This is a genomic window from Oceanococcus atlanticus (assembly GCF_002088235.1).
Classification (GTDB): Bacteria; Pseudomonadota; Gammaproteobacteria; order Nevskiales; family Oceanococcaceae; genus Oceanococcus; species Oceanococcus atlanticus.
On record NZ_AQQV01000001.1, the window covers coordinates 1,393,194 to 1,411,386 of the forward strand.

Genomic DNA, 18,193 nt, shown 5'->3' on the forward strand with positions numbered 1-18,193 from the left:
AGGCGCCAGTGCGCTGACAAAGACAGGAGACACCGATCATGGCCGTAGTACACCCCCTGCATCAAAATGACACCGCAGCGATGCTGCACGCGGCATTCGACCGCCAGCGCCAGGCCTACCGCGCGGCGCCGGTCCCCACCATTGCCCAGCGCAAACACGACCTCAACCAGCTCAAAGCGCTGCTCAACGACAACCGCGATGCGATCGTTGATGCGATCTGCCAGGACTATGGCAACCGGGCCCGCAACGAAAGCCTGTTCGCCGACGTCATTTCGGTCACCGACTCGATCAATGACTGCATCAAGAAGGTCAAGAAATGGGCGCGCCCGCAAAAGCGCCACGTCGACATGGCCCTGTTCCCTGGCGGTCGCAACCGGGTCATTCCGCAACCACTCGGCTGCGTCGGCGTGATCGTACCGTGGAATTTCCCGGTGTTCCTCAGCTTCGGCCCGCTGGCCGCCGCGTTTGCCGCAGGCAACCGGGCGATGGTCAAAATGTCGGAGAACTCGATCGCCCTGAGTCGCCTGCTGATCGAGCTGGCTCCCAAATATTTCGAGGCCGACAAGCTCTGCTTCTTCGAAGAAACCGGCGATGTCGGCATCGAATTCTCGAAGATTCCCTTCGATCTGCTGTTCTTCACCGGCTCGGGCGCAACCGGGCGCAAGGTCATGGCCGCAGCCGCCGCCAACCTGACCCCGGTGGTCCTGGAGCTGGGCGGCAAGGCGCCGGCCGTAATCGACCCCAAATTCCCGCTTGAAACGGCGGTTCAGCGCATACTCTTCGTCAAGCAATTCAACGCCGGCCAGATCTGCACCAACGTGGATTACGTGTTCGTGCACGAATCGCAAACCGACGACTTTGTCAGCGCCGCACAAGCCTGGGCAGCCAAGCACATCCCCGATATCAACAGCAACGACTACACCTCGGTGATCGACGAGCGCAGCTACCAGCGCCTCATGACCACCCTGGACGACGCCCGCAGCAAAGGCGCCCGCATCGTCAACCTGTGCCAGCAGGAACCGGACCCGCAGACTCGCAAGATCCCGCTGCACCTGGTCATGAACACCACGCCGGACATGATCATCCGCCAGCGCGAAACCTTCGGACCGCTGCTCATGGTGCTGAACTACAGCTCACCGGACGAGGTCATCAACTACGTCCAGGATCATGACCGCCCGTTGGCTTTCTACCCGTTCAGCAAGGACCGCAACCTGGTCGATCGGTACATCAACGACACCATGTCGGGCGGGGTTACGGTCAACGACGCGCTCTACCATGTGGCCCAGCACGACATGCCGTTCGGCGGTGTCGGCCCCAGCGGCATGGGCCACTATCACGGTCACGAAGGCTTTATCACGTTCTCGAAAATGCGCCCGGTGTTCTATCAGGCCCCGTTCAGCGCCATGAAGCTGCTGCAGCCGCCGTATGGCCGCTTTGCCAACTTCGTGTTCAATTTCCTGGTCAAATTCAAGAAATAAGCCGCCAGCGCCCGCCAAGACCGGCGGGCGCTGATCTGCCTCCGCGGACCAGAAGACTATGGTTTTGCAACGCTGACTCGATAGAGTGGCTTCTGGAAGTCCAGCGTCCCACGGAGGCAACGCCATGCAAAACCTGAACGACCTGTATTTTTTCACTCAGGTCGTCGAATACGGCGGCTTTGCCCCGGCGGGACGCGAGCTGGGTATACCCAAGTCCAAGCTCAGCCGACGCATCGCCCTGCTCGAAGAGCGCCTTGGCGTTCGCCTGATCCAACGCTCCTCGCGGCGCTTTCATGTCACCGATATCGGCCGCATCTATCTGCGCCACTGCAAAGCCATGCTGGTGGAAGCCGAAGCCGCTCAGCAGGCCATCGATGCGATCCACTCGGAACCCTGCGGCCTGATCCGCATGAGCTGCCCGACTACGCTGCTGCATGTGCACGTCAGCCCGATGCTGAACCGCTTCATGACCCGTTATCCGCAGGTTCAGCTTCAGCTGGACGCGACCAACCGGCGTGTTGACGTGCTCGGCGAAGGGCTGGATCTGGCCATACGGGTGCGCCCGCCACCGCTGGAGGACAGCGATCTGGTGCTGCGCGTGCTGTCGGCACGCGGACAATGTCTGGTCGCCAGCCCGGAGCTGCTGCGCGCGCACGCCCCGGTGCACAGCCCCGACGACCTCACCGCGCTGCCCAGCCTGGCCCGTGGCCGCCCCGAAGAAGCCCACCGCTGGGACTTGCAGGGCCCGGATGAGGCCCAGGCCTCGATCCGTCACACACCGCGCCTGATCACCACCGACATGCTCAGCCTGCGCAGCGCCGCGCTGGCTGGTCTGGGTATCGTTCAGCTACCCCATCTGATGGTCCACGAACAACTGCAAAACGGCGCGCTGCAGCAGGTGCTGCCGGCCTGGGAGCCACGCGCCGAAATCATCCATGCGGTGTTCCCCTCACGGCGCGGCATGCTGCCGGCCGTGCGTGCCCTCATCGACCATCTGGCCAGCGGCTATGCCGCACTCGAGGACAGCTGAGGCCTAGTCGCGGATCACCCGCTGGACCCGCCCCTTGACCCGGCACAGCAGCTCGTAGCTGATCGTACCCGCGTGCGCTGCCACCTCATCCACCGGCAGGTTGCGCCCCCACAGCGTGACCACCTCACCCACGGCCACATCGCCCGCGGCCGTCACATCCAGCGCCAGCATGTCCATCGACACGCGCCCCGCCAACGGCACCCGCTGGCCATTGACCCAGGCCTGGGCCGACGGCGCGATACGGCGCGGATAACCGTCGCCATAGCCAATCCCCACCGTCGCGATACGCGAAGGGCGAGACGCCACCCAGTCGCCGCCATAGCCGACGGACTGACCCGCTGCGACGTCCTGAAAACCAAGAATCCGTGCCTTGAGGGTCATCACCGGACGCAAATCCAGATCGGCACCGGCGATCGGCGAAGATCCATACAGCATGATGCCCGGGCGTACCCAGTCAGCATGGCTGTCAGGATGGGCGATCACCCCAGCCGAGTTGGCCATGCTTGCCGGCCAGTCAGGCAGGTGCTCAGCATGAGCCTGACGAAACGCCGCAATCTGCGCCTGAGTCAGCGGATTGAGCGGCTCATCGGCACAGGCGAAATGGCTCATCATCACCCCATGCACGCCCTTGTCGCACAGGCGTCTGGCCACATCCTTGAACTGTGATGGGGAAAAACCCAGCCGATTCATGCCACTGTTGAACTTGAGCCACAGCGGCGGCGTATCCGCCATGCGCAGAATCCGCTCCAGCACGCTGTGATCGTGCAGCGTGATCGCTACAGCATGGGCCGCGCACCAGCGCAAAGCTTCGTCATCCAGCGCCGACGCGGTCAGCAACAAGGGCATGTGTGGCAATTCGTTGCGCAGCCTCTCGGCCTCATCCAGTCGCGCCACCGCAATCCCATCCGCCTCCTCGGCCAGCGCACGCGCGCAGGTCAGCAGCCCATGGCCGTAGGCATCCGCCTTGAGCATGGCCATGACACGCGCGCGCGGCGCGCAGGCCCGCACCTGGGCCAGATTGTGACGCAAAGCCGACAAATCAAGCTCGGCCCACACGGTTTGCAGCATGGCAGCGGATTCAGCGAATCAATGGACCTCTATTGTGGCATCGACGCGCGGTGTAATCTGCCCGGGTGAGCAAAAACACCCCGCCACAGCAGCCCCCGTTGACCTGGTCCGGGACCCTGCCGGTTCATCCGCAATATCAGGACAGCTATTACGCGCGTGAGGACGGCGCGGCGGAGTCTCGCCATGTGTTTCTGGACGGCAACGCGCTGGGCGAGCGCTTTGCCCAAACGCAACATCGCTTCAGCGTGGCCGAACTGGGATTCGGCACCGGGCTGAATTTTCTGCTGACCTGGCAGCTGTGGGACCGTCAGCGCAGGCCCCATGCCCATCTGACCTATGTCTCGGTGGAAGCGCAGCCGCTTAGCGCCGATCAGATGCGCCTGGCACTCAGCGCCTGGCCCGAGCTGAGCGCGCGCGCTGACCGGCTGATAGCCGCCTTGCCCGCACCCCGAGCCGGTTTTCAGCACATTCACATCGACACCCATGTGACGTTGCTGCTGCTGTGCGCCGATGTGAGCGAGGCGCTGGCACAGGTTCAGCTGCGCGCCGATGCCTGGTTTCTGGACGGTTTTGCCCCATCACGCAACCCGGCCATGTGGGCGCCAGTGGTGCTTGAGCGGGTGGCGGCGCTGTCGGCGCCGGGTGCCAGCTTTGCCACCTACAGTGCCGCCGGACACGTACGCCGTGCGCTGACGCAGGCTGGTTTCGAGGTGATCAAAGGCCCCGGTTTCGGGCGCAAGCGCGACATGCTGCGCGGCCGCATCAGCACGCCACCGCCGACAAGGGCCGAGCCTGTCTGGGCGCAGCTACCTCAGCCCCCGCCCAGCACCTCGACACTGGCGGTGCTGGGCTGCGGCATAGTCGGAGCCTGTCAGGCTCGCGTGCTGGCCGAGCGCGGCCATCGCGTGGATGTGTTCGGCCGCACCGATGCGGCCAGCCAGCGCATACCGGCCCTGCTGGTCAGAGCGTGGCCGGAAAAGCCCGGCGAACACGGCGTAAGCGCCAGCCAGCGCTACTATCAGCACGCGTTCGAACAGGCCCGTAGTCTCTATGCCCGCTGCTGCCCGCAAAGTTGGGATGAATACGACGACTGCGGGGTGCTGCACGGCCATGACGCGATCCGCCAGTTGCTGGACCATCCCCTGATTCATCACCAGCCTGAGATGATCGACAGTGCACAGCATGATGGGCGCCGGTGGCAGCTACGCTGGGATGCTGGCCAGGGCCACTACGATCAGCTGCTGCTGTGCTGTGGCGAGGTGCCAGCCGCGCTGCGTCATGCCGTGGTTTTGCCAACCCATCCGGTGGCCGGCCAGGTCGCGCACTGCAACGCAGCGTCGAGCAGGCCACGCTGGGGCGCCATCCATGCCTTGCCCCTGGGCACGGGCACCTTGCTGGGCAGCAGTTACCGTCCCGACAGTCGCGACCTGACGCTGCAACAGCACGAATCGCTGAAGCTGGTTGAACAGGCGGCCGCGTGCTGGCCAGAGCGTGGCTTCAGCCATGCCCGGGTGCTCAGCGCGCACAGCGGTGTGCGCATCAGCAGTCCGGACCACCTGCCACTTCTTGGCCCGTGCCCCGATCTCGCATGGTGGCAGAACCACTATGCTGGGCTACGCCACGGACCACGCCATCAGGATTTTGCCCCACCGCAGTACTGGCCCGGGCTGTGGCTGAATCTGGCCCACGGCTCGCGCGGCGCCACCGGCGCCGTGCTGGCAGCCCTGCAATTGTGCAGCCTGCTGGAGAACTCACCCAGCCCGCTGGAGAACGACCTGCAGGCCGCTCTCCATCCCGGGCGTTTCGCCATTCGCCGCCTGCGGCGCGGCCAGACCGTGTGGCCTACAGATGCGAACCGCGCAACAGATAGGCCAGCGCCATGCCTTCGCGACTGAGCTTCTCTTCCGGCTTGCCACCACCCTTTGCGGCCGTCGAGGACGGGAACAGCTGGAAGGCACGTGACAGTACCGAGTCGTTCAGGCGCGGCCACAGGGCGTAACTCAGTTCGGCCGCCTGGCCGAGCACCGTCTTGACCCGCTTCTTGCGATCCACCGCCGCACTGAGCACCAGGTCTGCGGCATCATCCACCGACCAGGCCGGGGCGTAGTCGTACAGTTTGGTCGGTGCGATCATCGGCGTGCGCACCAACGGCATGTAGATGGTGCTGATATCGATGTTGTGCTGCTTGACCTCGGCGGAGAGACAGCGCGAGTACGCATCCAGCGCCGACTTCGAAGCCACATAGGCGGAGAAGCGCGCGGCGTTGGACAAACAGCCGATACTCGAAATGTTGATGACCTGACCACCATTGTGCTCGACCATCGACGGCAGCAGATTCATGATCAGGCGAATGCAACCGAAGTAGTTGAGCTGCATGGTGCGCTCAAAGTCGTGGAAGCGGTCCAGCGACTCAAGCACCGCACGACGGATCGAACGCCCGGCGTTGTTGATCAGGATATCGACCCGGCCCAGATCCTTGAGCACCTGGGCCGACAGCTCATCAATCGCATCCAGGTTGTTGAGATCGCAGGAGTAGTAACGCGCATCGCCACCCTTGGAGCGAATGGTTTCAGCCACCGCTTCCAGTTTGTCCAGGCTACGCGCCACCATGACCACGGTCGCGCCATTGGAGGCAAAACGCTTGGCCGCTTCCAGCCCGATACCGCTGGACGCGCCGGTGATCAGCACCACCTTGCCACCAAGCCGCGCCACATTGCGACGATCGGCCCGCGGATAGTCCATGTGGGTTTCCCAGTAGGTCCAGAGCTTGTCGGCGTAGTCCTTGAGCTGGGGGCAGCGGATCTCCGTATCCTTGAGTGCTTCACGGGTCTGGCTGTCGTCAAACACCGCCTTGTTGCGGACATAGCCCAAGGCAGACAACGGAATTCCGACCGCACGCGACATTTGCTTGGCCGCCATGTCCAGCGGCAGCACCTTGCGCGTTTCCTTGAGCGCGCCAGGGACCACAGCAGGCAGTTCCGGCAACGGATACTTGCGCGCAAAGCCCGGCCCGTGGGCTGCATCGAACATGATCTCGAGCATCCGCCCCATCGAATCCTGCGGTTTCTGGATCAGACAGAACGCCTTGCCATCCTGGCCCTGCTGATGAGCGATCTCAATCATCGCATCGGCCACGTAATCGACCGGTGCCAGTGGCATCTTGCCGCCTTCAAGGCCGAGCAGGGGCAACCACTTGGGCACCTTGTTCCGGATCTGCTTGATCAGCGGGAACATGTAATAAGGGCCGTCGATCTTGTCCATTTCGCCGGTTTCGGAGCAACCCACCACCATGCCCGGGCGATAGACCCGCCACGGCACCTGGCATTCCTCGCGCACGATGGCCTCGGACTGGAACTTGGTGCGGAAGTACGGGTGCGAGGTGTCCTGGCCCTCATCGAACATCTTTTCGGTGAAGTTGCCGACCCACTGCCCGCCGGCCACGGCCACCGAACTCACATGCTGCAAGCACACCTTGCCACCCAGTGCGTTGGCGAACTCGACAACGTTGCGCGTGCCTTCGTTGTTGATGCGATCGCCGGTCTCGTCGTCCATGTTCATGTCATAGACGGCGGCAAGGTGGAACAGGTGATCGATCTTGCCTTTGAGCTTTTTGGTCGTGGCCGCGTCGGTCAGGCCTGCCTGGGTGATGTCACCCCACACCGCGATGAGCTGCTTGTCGTTGGCCCCGAGACGTTGCTTGAGCGCCTCGAACTTGTCACGCGAACTTTCGCGGATCAGCACATAGACCGTGGCGTCTTCACGCCGCAGCAAACGTTCAACAACAAAGCGGCCGATAAAGCCGGTCGCGCCGGTTACAAAGTAGTTCATGTCGTCCCCCATGAAGAGCAAAGCTGTTAGTGGGACTAATCCTACGCCGCTTTATTCCTGATCGTCTTGTCGGCCGCGCTTGTACAAAACGCCTGACCGATGGGTCAGGATGCGATCGGCTCGGCGCAGGGCACCAACAGAACACGTTCGCTGTCCAGCGCACGCGAGGGCGAAAGACCGAACATCTGGTTGGCCGTGCGGTTGGCGTGGGGCAAATCATGAAAGCCAGCCGCATGCGCAGCATCGGTCAGGGTCATACCGGGCTGCCAGTGCAGCATGGTCTGCCACGCCGCTGACCAGCGCGACACCTGAACCAGGTTACTGGCCAGCTCCCGCCGCACCAGACTGCGCAAGCGCGATTCCGACAACTCCACACTGGCCGCCAGCTCGCTGATCTCGATTTCATCAAGACAACGTTCACCCAGCATCTGCAGCACCTGGGCCACACGCGGATCAAGCGGGCGCGAAGCACGCTCAGGCAACAGCGCATCCACCGCCTGCGCATGCAGGGCCTGAGCCTGCGCTGGCGGCAACACCGGCTGCTCGGCCTGGGCCGCAAACAAGGGTTGCAGACGCCCCAGCTGGGCGCTCGACAAACGCGCCTCGGGCCGCCGTTGCAGCACATCCAGCAAGCCGCGATGCTGCAGCGTGCCGGGCGCGACATCGAGTATCCAGACCGCCTCACGCATATCGGCGCCGGCGATACGCAAACCCTGACGGCGTGATGACGGCCCCAGCAACACGCCGCTGCATTGCGTTTCACCCAGGCCCTGGGTGGTGATGCCGAAACCTCCGCTGGCCGCCACGATCAAGGTAACCGAGGCACGTTGGTACTGCCGCACCTGTTCGAAGCGGAAGCTGCGGAGTAGGAAACTACGGGGCCAGTAATAGATCTGCGTGGCGGCGGACGACACAGTGGCTCAGTCGCCTTGCGAGCGCCATTGCGGCACGCCCAGGATGATCAGGCGCAGCTGCTTTTCCGCAATCATGATGAGTTCGTCATCGTCCTGGCCGCGCCGGCGCGAGGACAGCACCTGCTCGACGATGCCGATCATGGCGTTAATCATCAGGCCCGAGACCATGTTCAGGTCTTCGGTCGACCAGGTCTTGAGCACTGGAAAACGTCCCAGGTCAGTGGCCAGTTCGCTTTGCAGCAAGCGCACCTCGGTGCGAATTTCCTCGCGGATCGCGGCCACGCCACCAAAGCGTTCGCGGGCCAGAAACTGAAAATGACGCCGATGCGCGCGTACATAGGTGACAAAGGTCTCGACCGAGCGTCGAATCATTTTCTCGCCGGGCACCGCCGTCTGGCGTGCAACCTTGAGCAGTTCGCGCAGGGTACGGAACGATTCGGCCACCAATTCCAGACCGAGCGACTCCATGTCGCTGAAATGCCGGTAGAAGGTGGTCGGCACCACCCCGACCTCACGGGTGATCTCGCGCAAGCTCAGCCCGTCAAAGCTGTTGTCGCGGTCCATCAGTTCCAGCGCCGCTTCGCGCAGGGCCTGCCGGGTATTCAGCGAGCGGTCTTTGCTGGCGCGGTGGGTCTTTTGCGGCCGGCCCATCTACGCCCCCGGCCCACGCGCTGCGGAAGCCACGCGCCCACTGGGGCCGGGCCAGCGGGTCACACGCTGATATGGAGTCAAGGTCTGGAGCACGACGCGGGGATTGGTGCACATACGTTGCGTCAATATGCCCGAACCCAGATGGCTGTCAATACCTTGAATGAGGCAGAAATGCGCATGCTTTTTGTGTACAAGTGTTGACTTTTGTGCTCGCGGTGCACACCATGCGCTTTCCTGAATGGAGAATCATCATGGCGGATTCCAGCCTGCCCAACGGTGGCTTTACCGGCCTGACGCCGGCTGATATCGAACATGCCCGCAAGCTAGTCGGCCGGGGACTGAGCTTGGTGCATCTGGGCTGCAACCTGGCCACCGACGTGGTCGATGTGGTCGGGCGCATGCACGGCACCATCAGCCGTGTACCGGGACCTTTTTCACGCCTGCGCAACGACGCCGCCTTCGGTATTGCCGGCTTCATCTACCGCCTGATCCGCGGCAGCTTTGACAACCTCAGCCAGGGGTTCGCCGAGGCCGGGCGCGTGCTCGACCAGCCCGCCGCACCCAGCGATGCAAACTGGCTGCACTTTCAGGCCGCACTCAATGGTGTGTTTGGCGATCGTCTGGCCCGTGACAACAGCCCGCTGGCGCTGGGCATGAGCCTGCACCGCACCTTCGAGGCTGCTGGCGCCGGCAGCCACCCTGTCCACCATCAGGTTATTTTTCTGCATGGCCTGTGCATGAGTGAACTGGGCTGGCACAACCCGGCCCACCAGGCACTGTGTGAGCGCTTGCGGGCCCAGGCCGGCACCGATGTGGCCTATCTGCGCTACAACACCGGGCGGCACATCTCGAGCAATGGCGAAGACCTGTCTGCGCTGCTCGAATCAACGCTCTCAGCAAATCAGCAGCTGACCCTGATCGGTCACAGCATGGGTGGCTTGCTGATCCGCAGCGCTCTGCACGCCGCCGAGGTCGCCGGTCACCGCTGGCCCAGTCGTCTCAAGCAGGCCGCCATGCTTGGCAGCCCGCACCACGGCGCACCGCTGGAGCGGATCGGCAACTGGGCCAACCGGCTGCTCAAGATCTCGCCGTACATGACACCTCTGGCCCATCTGGGTGAAATGCGTTCGGCCGGCATCCGCGATCTGCGTTTCGGCAGCCTGACCCGGGGCGACTGGAGCGCGTTGCCACAGGATGATCATGCCGGCGATGTGCGCCTGCCGCTGCCCTTGCCAGCCGGCCCCCGCTATCTTCTGGTTGCGGCCAGCGTGTCGCCCAGCTTGCCCGAAGACCTGTCGCGCGCACGCCATGACTATCTTGTGCCGGTGTCCTCGGCATTGGGCTTATCCACGCAGGCCGGCTGGCAGCTTGAGGCCGATGCGCTCAAGCGGGTCACCCTCGCGGCCACGCATCACATGCAGCTGCTTGATCACGCACCGGTCTACGACGCGTTGAGCGACTGGCTGATTTAATTGCCCAGCGCAGGTTCAGTGCAATTGATCGAGCGACGCCCGACGCGCATCCCCCAGTGCAGGTTGCGTTTGAAATTGTTGCGCTGAGTCGACGAACTCGGTCGAGGTCACCGGGCGCCCGAAGTAAAAGCCTTGCGCCACGTCGCATTGACGCTGGCTCAGGAATTCGTACTGCTCCAGCGTCTCCACCCCCTCGGCCACCACCGCCAGTTTGAGCGAGTGAGCCATGGCGATGATCGCGCTGGCCACCGCCGCATCACTGGCGTCGGTGGTGATGTCGCGAACAAAGCTCTGATCGATCTTCAATTTGTCGATCGGGAAACGGGTCAGATACGACAGGCTGGAATATCCCGTGCCGAAATCATCCACCGCCAACGAAACACCCAGCGAGCGAATTTTGTGCAGCAACTGCACGGTTTCCCGCGAGTTTTCCAGCAGCACACCCTCGGTGATCTCCACTTCCAGCTGGGATGCAGGGAAGCCGGACATGGCCAGGGCCCGATTGATGCTGCTGATGATGTCATTGCGGAAAAACTGTTGCGGTGAAATATTGACCGCCACCTGCAAGGGCTGACCCAGCTCCTGTTGCATTTTTGCCGCCTGCTGGCAGGCGCTGATCAACACCCAATCACCAATCGACCCGATCAAGCCCATTTCTTCGGCCATCGGAATAAACAAACCGGGCGAGACATCACCAAGCTGCGGGTGGTGCCAGCGCACCAGCGCTTCACAGCCGATCAGCTGACCGCTGTGAATATTGATCTGTGGCTGGAAGCGCAATGAGAATTCATCGCGATCCAGCGCGCGTCGCAATGCCGTCTCAGTTTCCAGACGACGCTGGTTGGTGCGCAGCATGTGGCTTTCGAAAAACTTGTAGTTGCCACGTCCAGCCGCCTTGGCCTGATACATCGCGGTATCCGCATGCTTAAGCAAAGCACGCTCGTCCTGCCCATCATCCGGACACAAACACACACCGATGCTGGGCGTGATGATCATTTCATGACCCACCACGGAAATCGGTTGGGCCAGAATCCGGATCAGCTTTTCGACCACCGGGACCACATCATCACGACCGTTGACCGATGGCAGCACGATGACGAACTCGTCGCCGCCCATGCGGACCACGGTGTCGACATCACGGACCGAAGCCTCAAGACGCAACGCAATGCTGATCAACAAGTCATCACCCACGTGATGACCCAGGGTGTCATTGATGCGCTTGAAGTGATCCAGGTCGAGCATCAAGACCGCCACCTTGTTGCCCTCACGCCGGGCGTGGCGTATCGCCTGATCCAACCGATCTTTGAGTACGGCGCGGTTTGGCAAGGTGGTCAGCGCGTCATGGTGCGCGGTGTACTGCAGCTCGGCCTGAATGCGCTTGCGCTCGGTCAGATCGCTGACCATGCCAACGTATTCCAGAGCCCCGCGTGTGGGAATCTTGTTCACCGCCAGCCACAGCGGGAATTCCTCACCATCGCTGCGCAAGCCAACCACTTCCCGGCGCATGCCCAGATTGCGGTGTGAGGCGCTGGTTTCCATGCGCGCAACATAACCATCATGCTGGGCGCGGTAGCGCTCGGGCATCAGCCGCGACACATTATGACCGATGACCTCATCGGCGCTGTAGCCGAATATGGCTTCTGCGGCCTTATTAAAGCTGCGCACGATGCCGCGCTCATCGATGGTCAGGATGCCGTCGGCCGTGTGCTCCAAAATGGCGCGATAGCGGCGCTCGCTAGCGCGCAAGGCATCGGTCATTTCCCAGGCGAGACGCCCGGCCCGCTCTTCCGATGTGCGCAAGCTGAACACCACCCAGGCCAGCAGCAGCGTGGTCACCAGGCCTCCGATCAAAACCGTGGATGCCTGCGAAAGACCGGTAGCCGCGACAACCGGCGGCAAGGCCAGGGACATCGTCCAGGGCCGCCCGGCGACCTGCAGCACGCGTTGAGCCGTGAGTGGCGCTTGCCCAACATCCGCTTGCGGGTCGTTGTCGAACAACAGGTTTTCGTCGCCTTGCTCCAAACCATCGAAGACGCGCAGGCGTACACCGCTCAGATCAGGGCCGAGTATGCCCTGCATCAGATTGTTCATACGAAACGGGCTGTACACCCAACCCAGCAGCGCGGCGCGACGTTGTGCCACGGTCTCCAGCGGGCCGTCCTCGCGATACACCGGCAGATATAACAAGGTGCCGGCTTGCAGATCCTGATCCATCTCCTGCAGCAACGTCACCCGCCCCGACAAGGCCGGCCGCCCGCTGTCACGCGCCTTGGCCATCGCGGCACGGCGAATGGCATTGGAATACATGTCATAGCCAAACGCGCGCTGATTGCGCACATCGAACGGCTCCAGATACAGAATGGCTGATGACGGGCGCGAAGCCCGGTCGGCCTGAGGATGCACGCGATAGTCAGGGAATCCATCGGCCCTGACCGCGCGTTCGTGGGCCATCAGATCATCCGGTCCCAGATTGACGGCATAACCCACGCCCTGAATACCGGGGAACATCTCCTCCAGCATGAGGTGTTCCACATACACGCGCCATTCATTGCGCGACACATCGCGCGAGGCGTGCAGCAGCGCGGCGCCGCCGTGCAGCACCTGCTGGTAGGCGGCAAAACGATCCAGAATGGCGTCGGCGGTGTTATCGACCCGCTGACTGAAGGCCAGGGCGCTGCGCTCATGTTCAACGTCCTGCACAAAACGCCAGGCACCCAGCGTCACCAGGGTCCCAACAACCAAGGTGATGGCAAGCGGCAGGTTTTTGCGGACGGTGGCGTTGAGCAGCATGCGGCAGAAACATGGACGGAATCTGCTCGCTTATCGGCCACCCGCGGGGTGACTTTAGTCAGTCTTTTGCGTTTTCCAGCTCTTGCACCCGCGCCTCCAGCTCAACAAGGCGCTGACGCAGGCGCAGCATCAACTCCTTTTGTACTTCGAACTGCTCGCGGCTGACCAGGTCGAGCTCACTCAGCTGAGCCTGCAGCACTGCACGAAAGTTGTCGCGTAATTCATCACGGACCGACGCCAGACCTGGCGGAAGCACCTGACTCAGGCGTTCGGCGAGTTCCTGCACGGGATTGGGTCTCATAGCGTGTGCACTCTTTTGATGCATGCACCACACAGGTGCATCAATTGCTGGGGCGGCACACCCTCGGGGCGAAACCGTGGGCAGATTATCCCTTTTCGCACAGCGCTCCGCAAAAGTTGGCACGTCGCGTGCTTTGAAGGGCAACGCTTATGGATCGCGGGCAATGCGCCCTCGGAATTCACACATCAGGAGCAATAACGATGAAGTTAATCACTGCTGTCATCAAGCCCTTCAAGCTGGATGAAGTGCGTGAAGCCTTGTCCGACGTGGGGGTCAAGGGCATCACCGTGACGGAGGTCAAGGGGTTCGGCCGTCAGAAGGGGCACACCGAGTTGTACCGTGGCGCCGAGTACGTCGTCGACTTTCTACCCAAGGTCAAAATCGAAGTTGCTGTCGATGATGCCCAGCTCGACGGGGCCATCGAAGCGATCAATGGCGCCGCCAAGACCGGCAAGATCGGCGACGGCAAAATTTTTGTCACGGCCCTGGAACAGGCCATCCGTATTCGCACCGGTGAAACCGGCAGCGAAGCGCTTTAAGCCGCGGAGTCCTCTACAGGAGTTTTTGAATCATGGAAAACAATATTTTTGAACTGCAGTACGCCATAGACACCTTCTACTTTTTGGTCTGTGGCGCGCTGGTGATGTGGATGGCTGCGGGCTTCTCAATGCTCGAAGCTGGCCTGGTCCGGGCCAAGAACACCACCGAAATTCTGACCAAGAACGTCGCGTTGTTCTCGATCTCCTGCATCATGTACATGGTCTGCGGCTATATGATCATGTACGGCGGCGATTTGTTCCTCTCCGGCATCGCCGAAGTGGACGCCGATGCCGTACTGGTTGATTTTGCTGGTCGCGAAGATGGTTTCCGCGGCGGCTCGATCTACTCCGGCGCCTCCGACTTCTTCTTCCAGGTGGTGTTTGTTGCAACCGCCATGTCGATCGTCTCCGGTGCTGTTGCTGAACGCATGAAGCTGTGGGCCTTCCTGGCTTTCGCGGTGGTCATGACTGGCTTCATCTACCCGATGGAAGGCAACTGGACCTGGGGCGGTGGCTCGGTGTTCGGCATGTTCACCCTGGGTGATCTGGGCTTCTCCGACTTTGCCGGTTCCGGCATCGTGCACATGGCCGGTGCGGCTGCTGCTCTGGCTGGTGTGCTGCTGCTTGGTCCGCGTAAGGGCAAGTACGGCGCCGACGGCAAAGTGTCCCCGATTCCGGGCTCCAACCTGCCGCTGGCCACGCTCGGCACCTTCATCCTGTGGATGGGCTGGTTCGGCTTCAATGGCGGTTCCGTGCTCAAGCTGGGCGACATCTCCAACGCCAACGCTGTGGCCATGGTGTTCCTCAACACCAACACCGCCGCTGCCGGCGGTCTGGTGGCTGCCCTGCTGACCGCACGTCTGCTGTTCGGCAAAGCTGACCTGACCATGGCCCTGAACGGTGCCCTGGCTGGCCTGGTGGTGATCACCGCTGAACCGAGCACGCCGACGGCGCTGACCGCGACCCTGTTCGGTGCGGCCGGCGGTGTGCTGGTGGTGTTCTCCATCCTGCTGCTGGACAAGCTCAAAATCGACGACCCGGTCGGTGCGATCTCGGTGCACGGCACCTGTGGTCTGCTCGGCCTGCTGGTCGTGCCTCTGACCAACGACGGCTCGACCTTCAGCGGTCAGCTGATCGGTGCTGCCACGATCTTCATCTGGGTGTTCGTCACCAGCATGATCGTGTGGGGCGTGCTCAAAGCTGTCATGGGCATCCGCGTCAGCGAAGAGGAAGAGATGGAAGGCGTCGATATCGCCGAATGCGGTCTCGAAGCTTACCCGGACTTCACCAAGTCCTAAGTATCAGTCCCGTGCTGTAACCGGGACTTGCTCCCGGTAACACTTGAGGCGGAGGTGGTCACACCTCCGCCTTTTTTGTGTCTGAAGGTGGCTACCAAATGACCAACTTGGCTAGCGCGGAATACCCCGATTGGACTACCATTTGCGGTTGGGAGCCGGTTGGCACACACCCTGCTTTCTCCCTCGCCGCCCCCTGCGGTCCCCTTCCACAAGCCACTACGTCGAATCCGCGCCCATGCACATTCGCATCAAGAAAGGGCTGACGCTGCCAATCAATGGCGCGCCCCGCCAGAGTATCGAGGACGGCCCGGAGGTCACCCGGGTTGCACTGATCGGCCAAGATTATGTCGGTATGAAACCGACCATGTTCGTTGCCGAAGGCGACCGGGTCAAACTCGGCCAACCTCTGTTCGAAGACAAGAAAAACCCCGGTGTCATTTACACCTCACCCGGATGCGGTGTGGTGGAAGCGATCAATCGCGGTGCCAAACGTGTTCTTCAATCCGTTGTGATCCAACTCGACGGTGATGAAGCCGAGAGTTTTGACAAGTTCGACGACGCTGAGCTCGAAAGCCTGGATGGCAACATCGTGCGTCAGAACCTGATCAAGTCCGGCCTGTGGACCACCTTGCGCACGCGGCCGTACAGCAAAGTCCCGCAAATCGACAGCACACCCGCTGCGATTTTCGTGACCGCAATGGACTCCAATCCACTGGCCGCCGACCCGGCTGTTGTGGTCGCCGACGATTCGGCCAGCTTCCACCGTGGGCTGCGAATCCTCAGCACCCTGAGCGACAAGCTCCACGTGTGCAAAGCCGCGGGCAGCTCTTTGCAAGCGCCGAGCGTGAATGGCCTGGAAGTCAGCGAGTTTTCCGGCCCGCATCCGGCAGGCCTGGTCGGCACACACATTCATTACCTCCATCCGGTCGGCGCCAGCCGCACGGTTTGGCACATCAATTACCAGGATGTGATGGCGATCGGCCAGCTGTTCGCGACCGGCCAGTACCCCACTCAGCGGGTTGTCGCCCTGGCAGGGCCGAAAGTCAGCGACCCGCGCCTGCTGCGGACCCGTGTGGGCGCCAGCACGGACACCCTGATTGCGGGTGAACTGATCGACGACGACGATTGCCGGGTTATCTCGGGTTCGGTCTGGGCCGGGCGGCGCGCTGCCGGCTGGGCCAGCTTTCTGGGTCGCTATCACACCCAGATCTCGGTATTGCCGGAAGGCGGTGACCGCGAGTTTCTTGGCTGGGTACGCCCCGGCCCGAACAAGTTCTCGGCCATCAACGTATTTGTCTCAGCCCTGCAACGGGCCAGCCGTAGTTTCGACTTTTCGACCAGTCAGAACGGCAGCCCGCGCGCCATGGTGCCCATCGGCAACTATGAGCAAGTGATGCCGCTGGACATCCTGCCGACTCAGCTGCTGCGTGCCCTTGTGGTCAAGGACACGGACTCTGCGCAGGAACTGGGCTGTCTGGAACTGGATGAAGAAGATCTGGCGCTGTGTTCGTTTGTGTGCGTCGGCAAATACAACTTTGGTCCGTATCTGCGGGCCAATCTGGAACAGATTGAGCGGGAAGGCTAATGTCATCACCACTTCGCGATTATCTCGATCGGCTGCATCCGCTATTCGCCAAGGGCGGCAAATTCGAGAAGTACTACGCCGTTTATGAAGCGGTCGACACCTTTTTCTACTCACCGCCGGATGTGACCTCCGCCGCACCTCACGTGCGCGACGGTATCGATCTCAAGCGTGTGATGATCTACGTGTGGCTGGCGGTCATGCCCTGCGTGTTCATGGCCTGCTACAACACCGGCCTGCAAGCCAATCTGGCCATGCAAGGCATGGGCATTGATCAAGCAGCCAGCTGGCGCGGACATCTGCTCGACCTGTTCGGCATAGGTCACGACCCCGCCAACATCTGGGCCAATTTCTGGCTCGGTTTCTGGTATTTCGTACCCGTTTACTTTGTTACCTTCGCGGTTGGCGGCTTCTGGGAAGTTCTGTTCGCGGCGGTGCGTAACCACGAGGTCAACGAAGGCTTCTTCGTCACCTCGATCCTGTTCGCATTGACCTGCCCGCCGACCATTCCGCTGTGGATGGTGGCTCTGGGCATCAGCTTTGGTGTGGTCATCGGCAAGGAAGTCTTTGGCGGCACTGGCAAGAACTTCCTTAACCCAGCCCTGACCGGTCGTGCCTTCCTGTTCTTCGCTTACCCGGCCGCCATGTCCGGGGATGCGGTATGGACCGCGGTTGACGGTTTCACCGGCGCCACCCCGCTGGGCATGGCCGCTTTGGGCGGCGTTGCCGCAGTGGAAGAGGCGGGCATCACCTGGATGAACACCTTCTTCGGCACCATTCAGGGCTCGTTGGGTGAAACCTCCACCCTGGCCTGTCTGTTCGGCGCCGGCTTCCTGCTGCTGACCAAGGTCGCCTCCTGGCGCATCATGGCCGGTGTGATGCTTGGCATGGTCGCCACGTCCCTGTTGTTCAACGCCATCGGCAGCGACAGCAATCCGATGTTCGCCATGCCCTGGTACTGGCACCTGACGCTGGGTGGCTTCGCTTTCGGCATGATCTTCATGGCCACCGATCCGGTATCCGCGGCCATGACCAACACCGGACGCCTGATCTTTGGCTTCCTGGTCGGCTTCATGGTGGTGCTGATCCGGGTGGTCAACCCGGCCTTCCCGGAAGGCATGATGCTGGCCATTCTGTTCGCCAACATCTTCGCTCCGCTGATCGATTACGGCGTGGTCCGGGCTAACGTCAAACGCCGTCAGCAACGCACCGGCGCGCTGGCTGCAGCGCAGGAGGCATAAC

General features: G+C 62.1%; 14 protein-coding genes. 8 read left to right on the plus strand and 6 right to left on the minus strand.

Features of this window, described 5'->3' with window-relative positions; all coding sequences use genetic code 11:
* The first annotated feature begins 38 nt into the window (after nt 1-38).
* Together ATO7_RS06510 and ATO7_RS06515 are read left to right on the plus strand one after the other, a co-directional pair.
* Nucleotides 39-1,478, plus strand: a complete 1,440-nt coding sequence (locus tag ATO7_RS06510; RefSeq protein WP_083560651.1) for a coniferyl aldehyde dehydrogenase — start codon at nt 39-41, stop codon at nt 1,476-1,478.
* A 124-nt stretch (nt 1,479-1,602) separates the two neighbouring features.
* Nucleotides 1,603-2,508, plus strand: coding sequence for a LysR family transcriptional regulator (locus tag ATO7_RS06515; RefSeq protein WP_083560653.1), 906 nt, complete (start codon nt 1,603-1,605; stop codon nt 2,506-2,508).
* Between the two features lie 3 nt (nt 2,509-2,511).
* Here the strand turns inward: ATO7_RS06515 and alr are convergent, their stop codons facing one another.
* Entirely contained in the window at nt 2,512-3,576 is a 1,065-nt protein-coding gene (alr, locus tag ATO7_RS06520) for an alanine racemase (RefSeq protein ID WP_206044806.1), read from the minus strand.
* 65 nt (nt 3,577-3,641) lie between these two features.
* On the opposite strand from alr, the gene mnmD reads away from it, so the two are divergent.
* Nucleotides 3,642-5,471, plus strand: coding sequence for a tRNA (5-methylaminomethyl-2-thiouridine)(34)-methyltransferase MnmD (mnmD, locus tag ATO7_RS06525; RefSeq protein WP_146680179.1), 1,830 nt, complete (start codon nt 3,642-3,644; stop codon nt 5,469-5,471).
* Here mnmD and ATO7_RS06530 read toward each other — a convergent pair.
* The 3 genes from ATO7_RS06530 to ATO7_RS06540 all read right to left on the minus strand — a co-directional run bounded on the left by ATO7_RS06530 (nt 5,419) and on the right by ATO7_RS06540 (nt 8,969).
* Entirely contained in the window at nt 5,419-7,404 is a 1,986-nt protein-coding gene (locus ATO7_RS06530; protein ID WP_083561033.1) for an SDR family oxidoreductase, read from the minus strand. The two genes, mnmD and ATO7_RS06530, sit on opposite strands and share 53 nt — an antisense overlap.
* Before the next feature lie 104 nt (nt 7,405-7,508).
* Complete coding sequence (locus ATO7_RS06535; RefSeq protein WP_083560657.1) at nt 7,509-8,318, minus strand: helix-turn-helix domain-containing protein; 810 nt, start codon at nt 8,316-8,318, stop codon at nt 7,509-7,511.
* 6 nt (nt 8,319-8,324) lie between these two features.
* Nucleotides 8,325-8,969 carry a TetR family transcriptional regulator gene (locus tag ATO7_RS06540; RefSeq protein ID WP_083560659.1) on the minus strand — a complete coding sequence of 215 codons (645 nt, stop codon included), beginning with the start codon at nt 8,967-8,969 and terminating at the stop codon, nt 8,325-8,327.
* A gap of 251 nt (nt 8,970-9,220) precedes the next feature.
* Between ATO7_RS06540 and ATO7_RS06545 the strand changes: the two genes are divergently transcribed.
* Nucleotides 9,221-10,441 carry an esterase/lipase family protein gene (locus tag ATO7_RS06545; RefSeq protein WP_158523078.1) on the plus strand — a complete coding sequence of 407 codons (1,221 nt, stop codon included), beginning with the start codon at nt 9,221-9,223 and terminating at the stop codon, nt 10,439-10,441.
* A gap of 15 nt (nt 10,442-10,456) precedes the next feature.
* Here the strand turns inward: ATO7_RS06545 and ATO7_RS06550 are convergent, their stop codons facing one another.
* Both ATO7_RS06550 and ATO7_RS06555 read right to left on the minus strand, forming a co-directional pair.
* Entirely contained in the window at nt 10,457-13,231 is a 2,775-nt protein-coding gene (locus tag ATO7_RS06550; RefSeq protein ID WP_083560664.1) for a bifunctional diguanylate cyclase/phosphodiesterase, read from the minus strand.
* 58 nt (nt 13,232-13,289) lie between these two features.
* Nucleotides 13,290-13,532, minus strand: a complete 243-nt coding sequence (locus tag ATO7_RS06555) for an accessory factor UbiK family protein (protein ID WP_083560667.1) — start codon at nt 13,530-13,532, stop codon at nt 13,290-13,292.
* Between the two features lie 200 nt (nt 13,533-13,732).
* Here ATO7_RS06555 and glnK point away from each other — a divergent pair, with 200 nt between their 5' ends.
* The 4 genes from glnK (at nt 13,733) to ATO7_RS06575 (ending at nt 18,192) form a co-directional block, all read left to right on the plus strand.
* The gene (glnK, locus tag ATO7_RS06560) at nt 13,733-14,071 is read left to right on the plus strand and encodes a P-II family nitrogen regulator (protein ID WP_083560669.1); all 339 of its coding nucleotides are present in this window, start codon (nt 13,733-13,735) and stop codon (nt 14,069-14,071) included.
* Between the two features lie 32 nt (nt 14,072-14,103).
* Nucleotides 14,104-15,369 (plus strand): ammonium transporter, encoded by a 1,266-nt coding sequence (locus tag ATO7_RS06565; RefSeq protein ID WP_083560671.1) that lies wholly within the window; start codon nt 14,104-14,106, stop codon nt 15,367-15,369.
* Nucleotides 15,370-15,604: 235 nt separating this feature from the next.
* Nucleotides 15,605-16,954, plus strand: coding sequence for a Na(+)-translocating NADH-quinone reductase subunit A (locus ATO7_RS06570; protein ID WP_083560673.1), 1,350 nt, complete (start codon nt 15,605-15,607; stop codon nt 16,952-16,954).
* Nucleotides 16,954-18,192, plus strand: a complete 1,239-nt coding sequence (locus ATO7_RS06575) for an NADH:ubiquinone reductase (Na(+)-transporting) subunit B (protein WP_083560675.1) — start codon at nt 16,954-16,956, stop codon at nt 18,190-18,192. The genes ATO7_RS06570 and ATO7_RS06575 overlap by 1 nt, the downstream gene beginning before the upstream one ends.
* Nucleotide 18,193 lies beyond the last annotated feature (1 nt).

Coding starts and splice junctions, on each gene's coding strand:
- ATO7_RS06575 (WP_083560675.1), top strand. CDS start 16,954: ATGTCATCACCACTTCGCGATTATCTCGATCGGCTGCATCCGCTATTC.
- ATO7_RS06530 (WP_083561033.1), bottom strand. CDS start 7,404: ATGAACTACTTTGTAACCGGCGCGACCGGCTTTATCGGCCGCTTTGTT.
- ATO7_RS06570 (WP_083560673.1), top strand. CDS start 15,605: ATGCACATTCGCATCAAGAAAGGGCTGACGCTGCCAATCAATGGCGCG.
- ATO7_RS06540 (WP_083560659.1), bottom strand. CDS start 8,969: ATGGGCCGGCCGCAAAAGACCCACCGCGCCAGCAAAGACCGCTCGCTG.
- ATO7_RS06545 (WP_158523078.1), top strand. CDS start 9,221: ATGGCGGATTCCAGCCTGCCCAACGGTGGCTTTACCGGCCTGACGCCG.
- ATO7_RS06565 (WP_083560671.1), top strand. CDS start 14,104: ATGGAAAACAATATTTTTGAACTGCAGTACGCCATAGACACCTTCTAC.
- ATO7_RS06555 (WP_083560667.1), bottom strand. CDS start 13,532: ATGAGACCCAATCCCGTGCAGGAACTCGCCGAACGCCTGAGTCAGGTG.
- ATO7_RS06510 (WP_083560651.1), top strand. CDS start 39: ATGGCCGTAGTACACCCCCTGCATCAAAATGACACCGCAGCGATGCTG.
- ATO7_RS06550 (WP_083560664.1), bottom strand. CDS start 13,231: ATGCTGCTCAACGCCACCGTCCGCAAAAACCTGCCGCTTGCCATCACC.
- ATO7_RS06515 (WP_083560653.1), top strand. CDS start 1,603: ATGCAAAACCTGAACGACCTGTATTTTTTCACTCAGGTCGTCGAATAC.
- alr (WP_206044806.1), bottom strand. CDS start 3,576: ATGCTGCAAACCGTGTGGGCCGAGCTTGATTTGTCGGCTTTGCGTCAC.
- glnK (WP_083560669.1), top strand. CDS start 13,733: ATGAAGTTAATCACTGCTGTCATCAAGCCCTTCAAGCTGGATGAAGTG.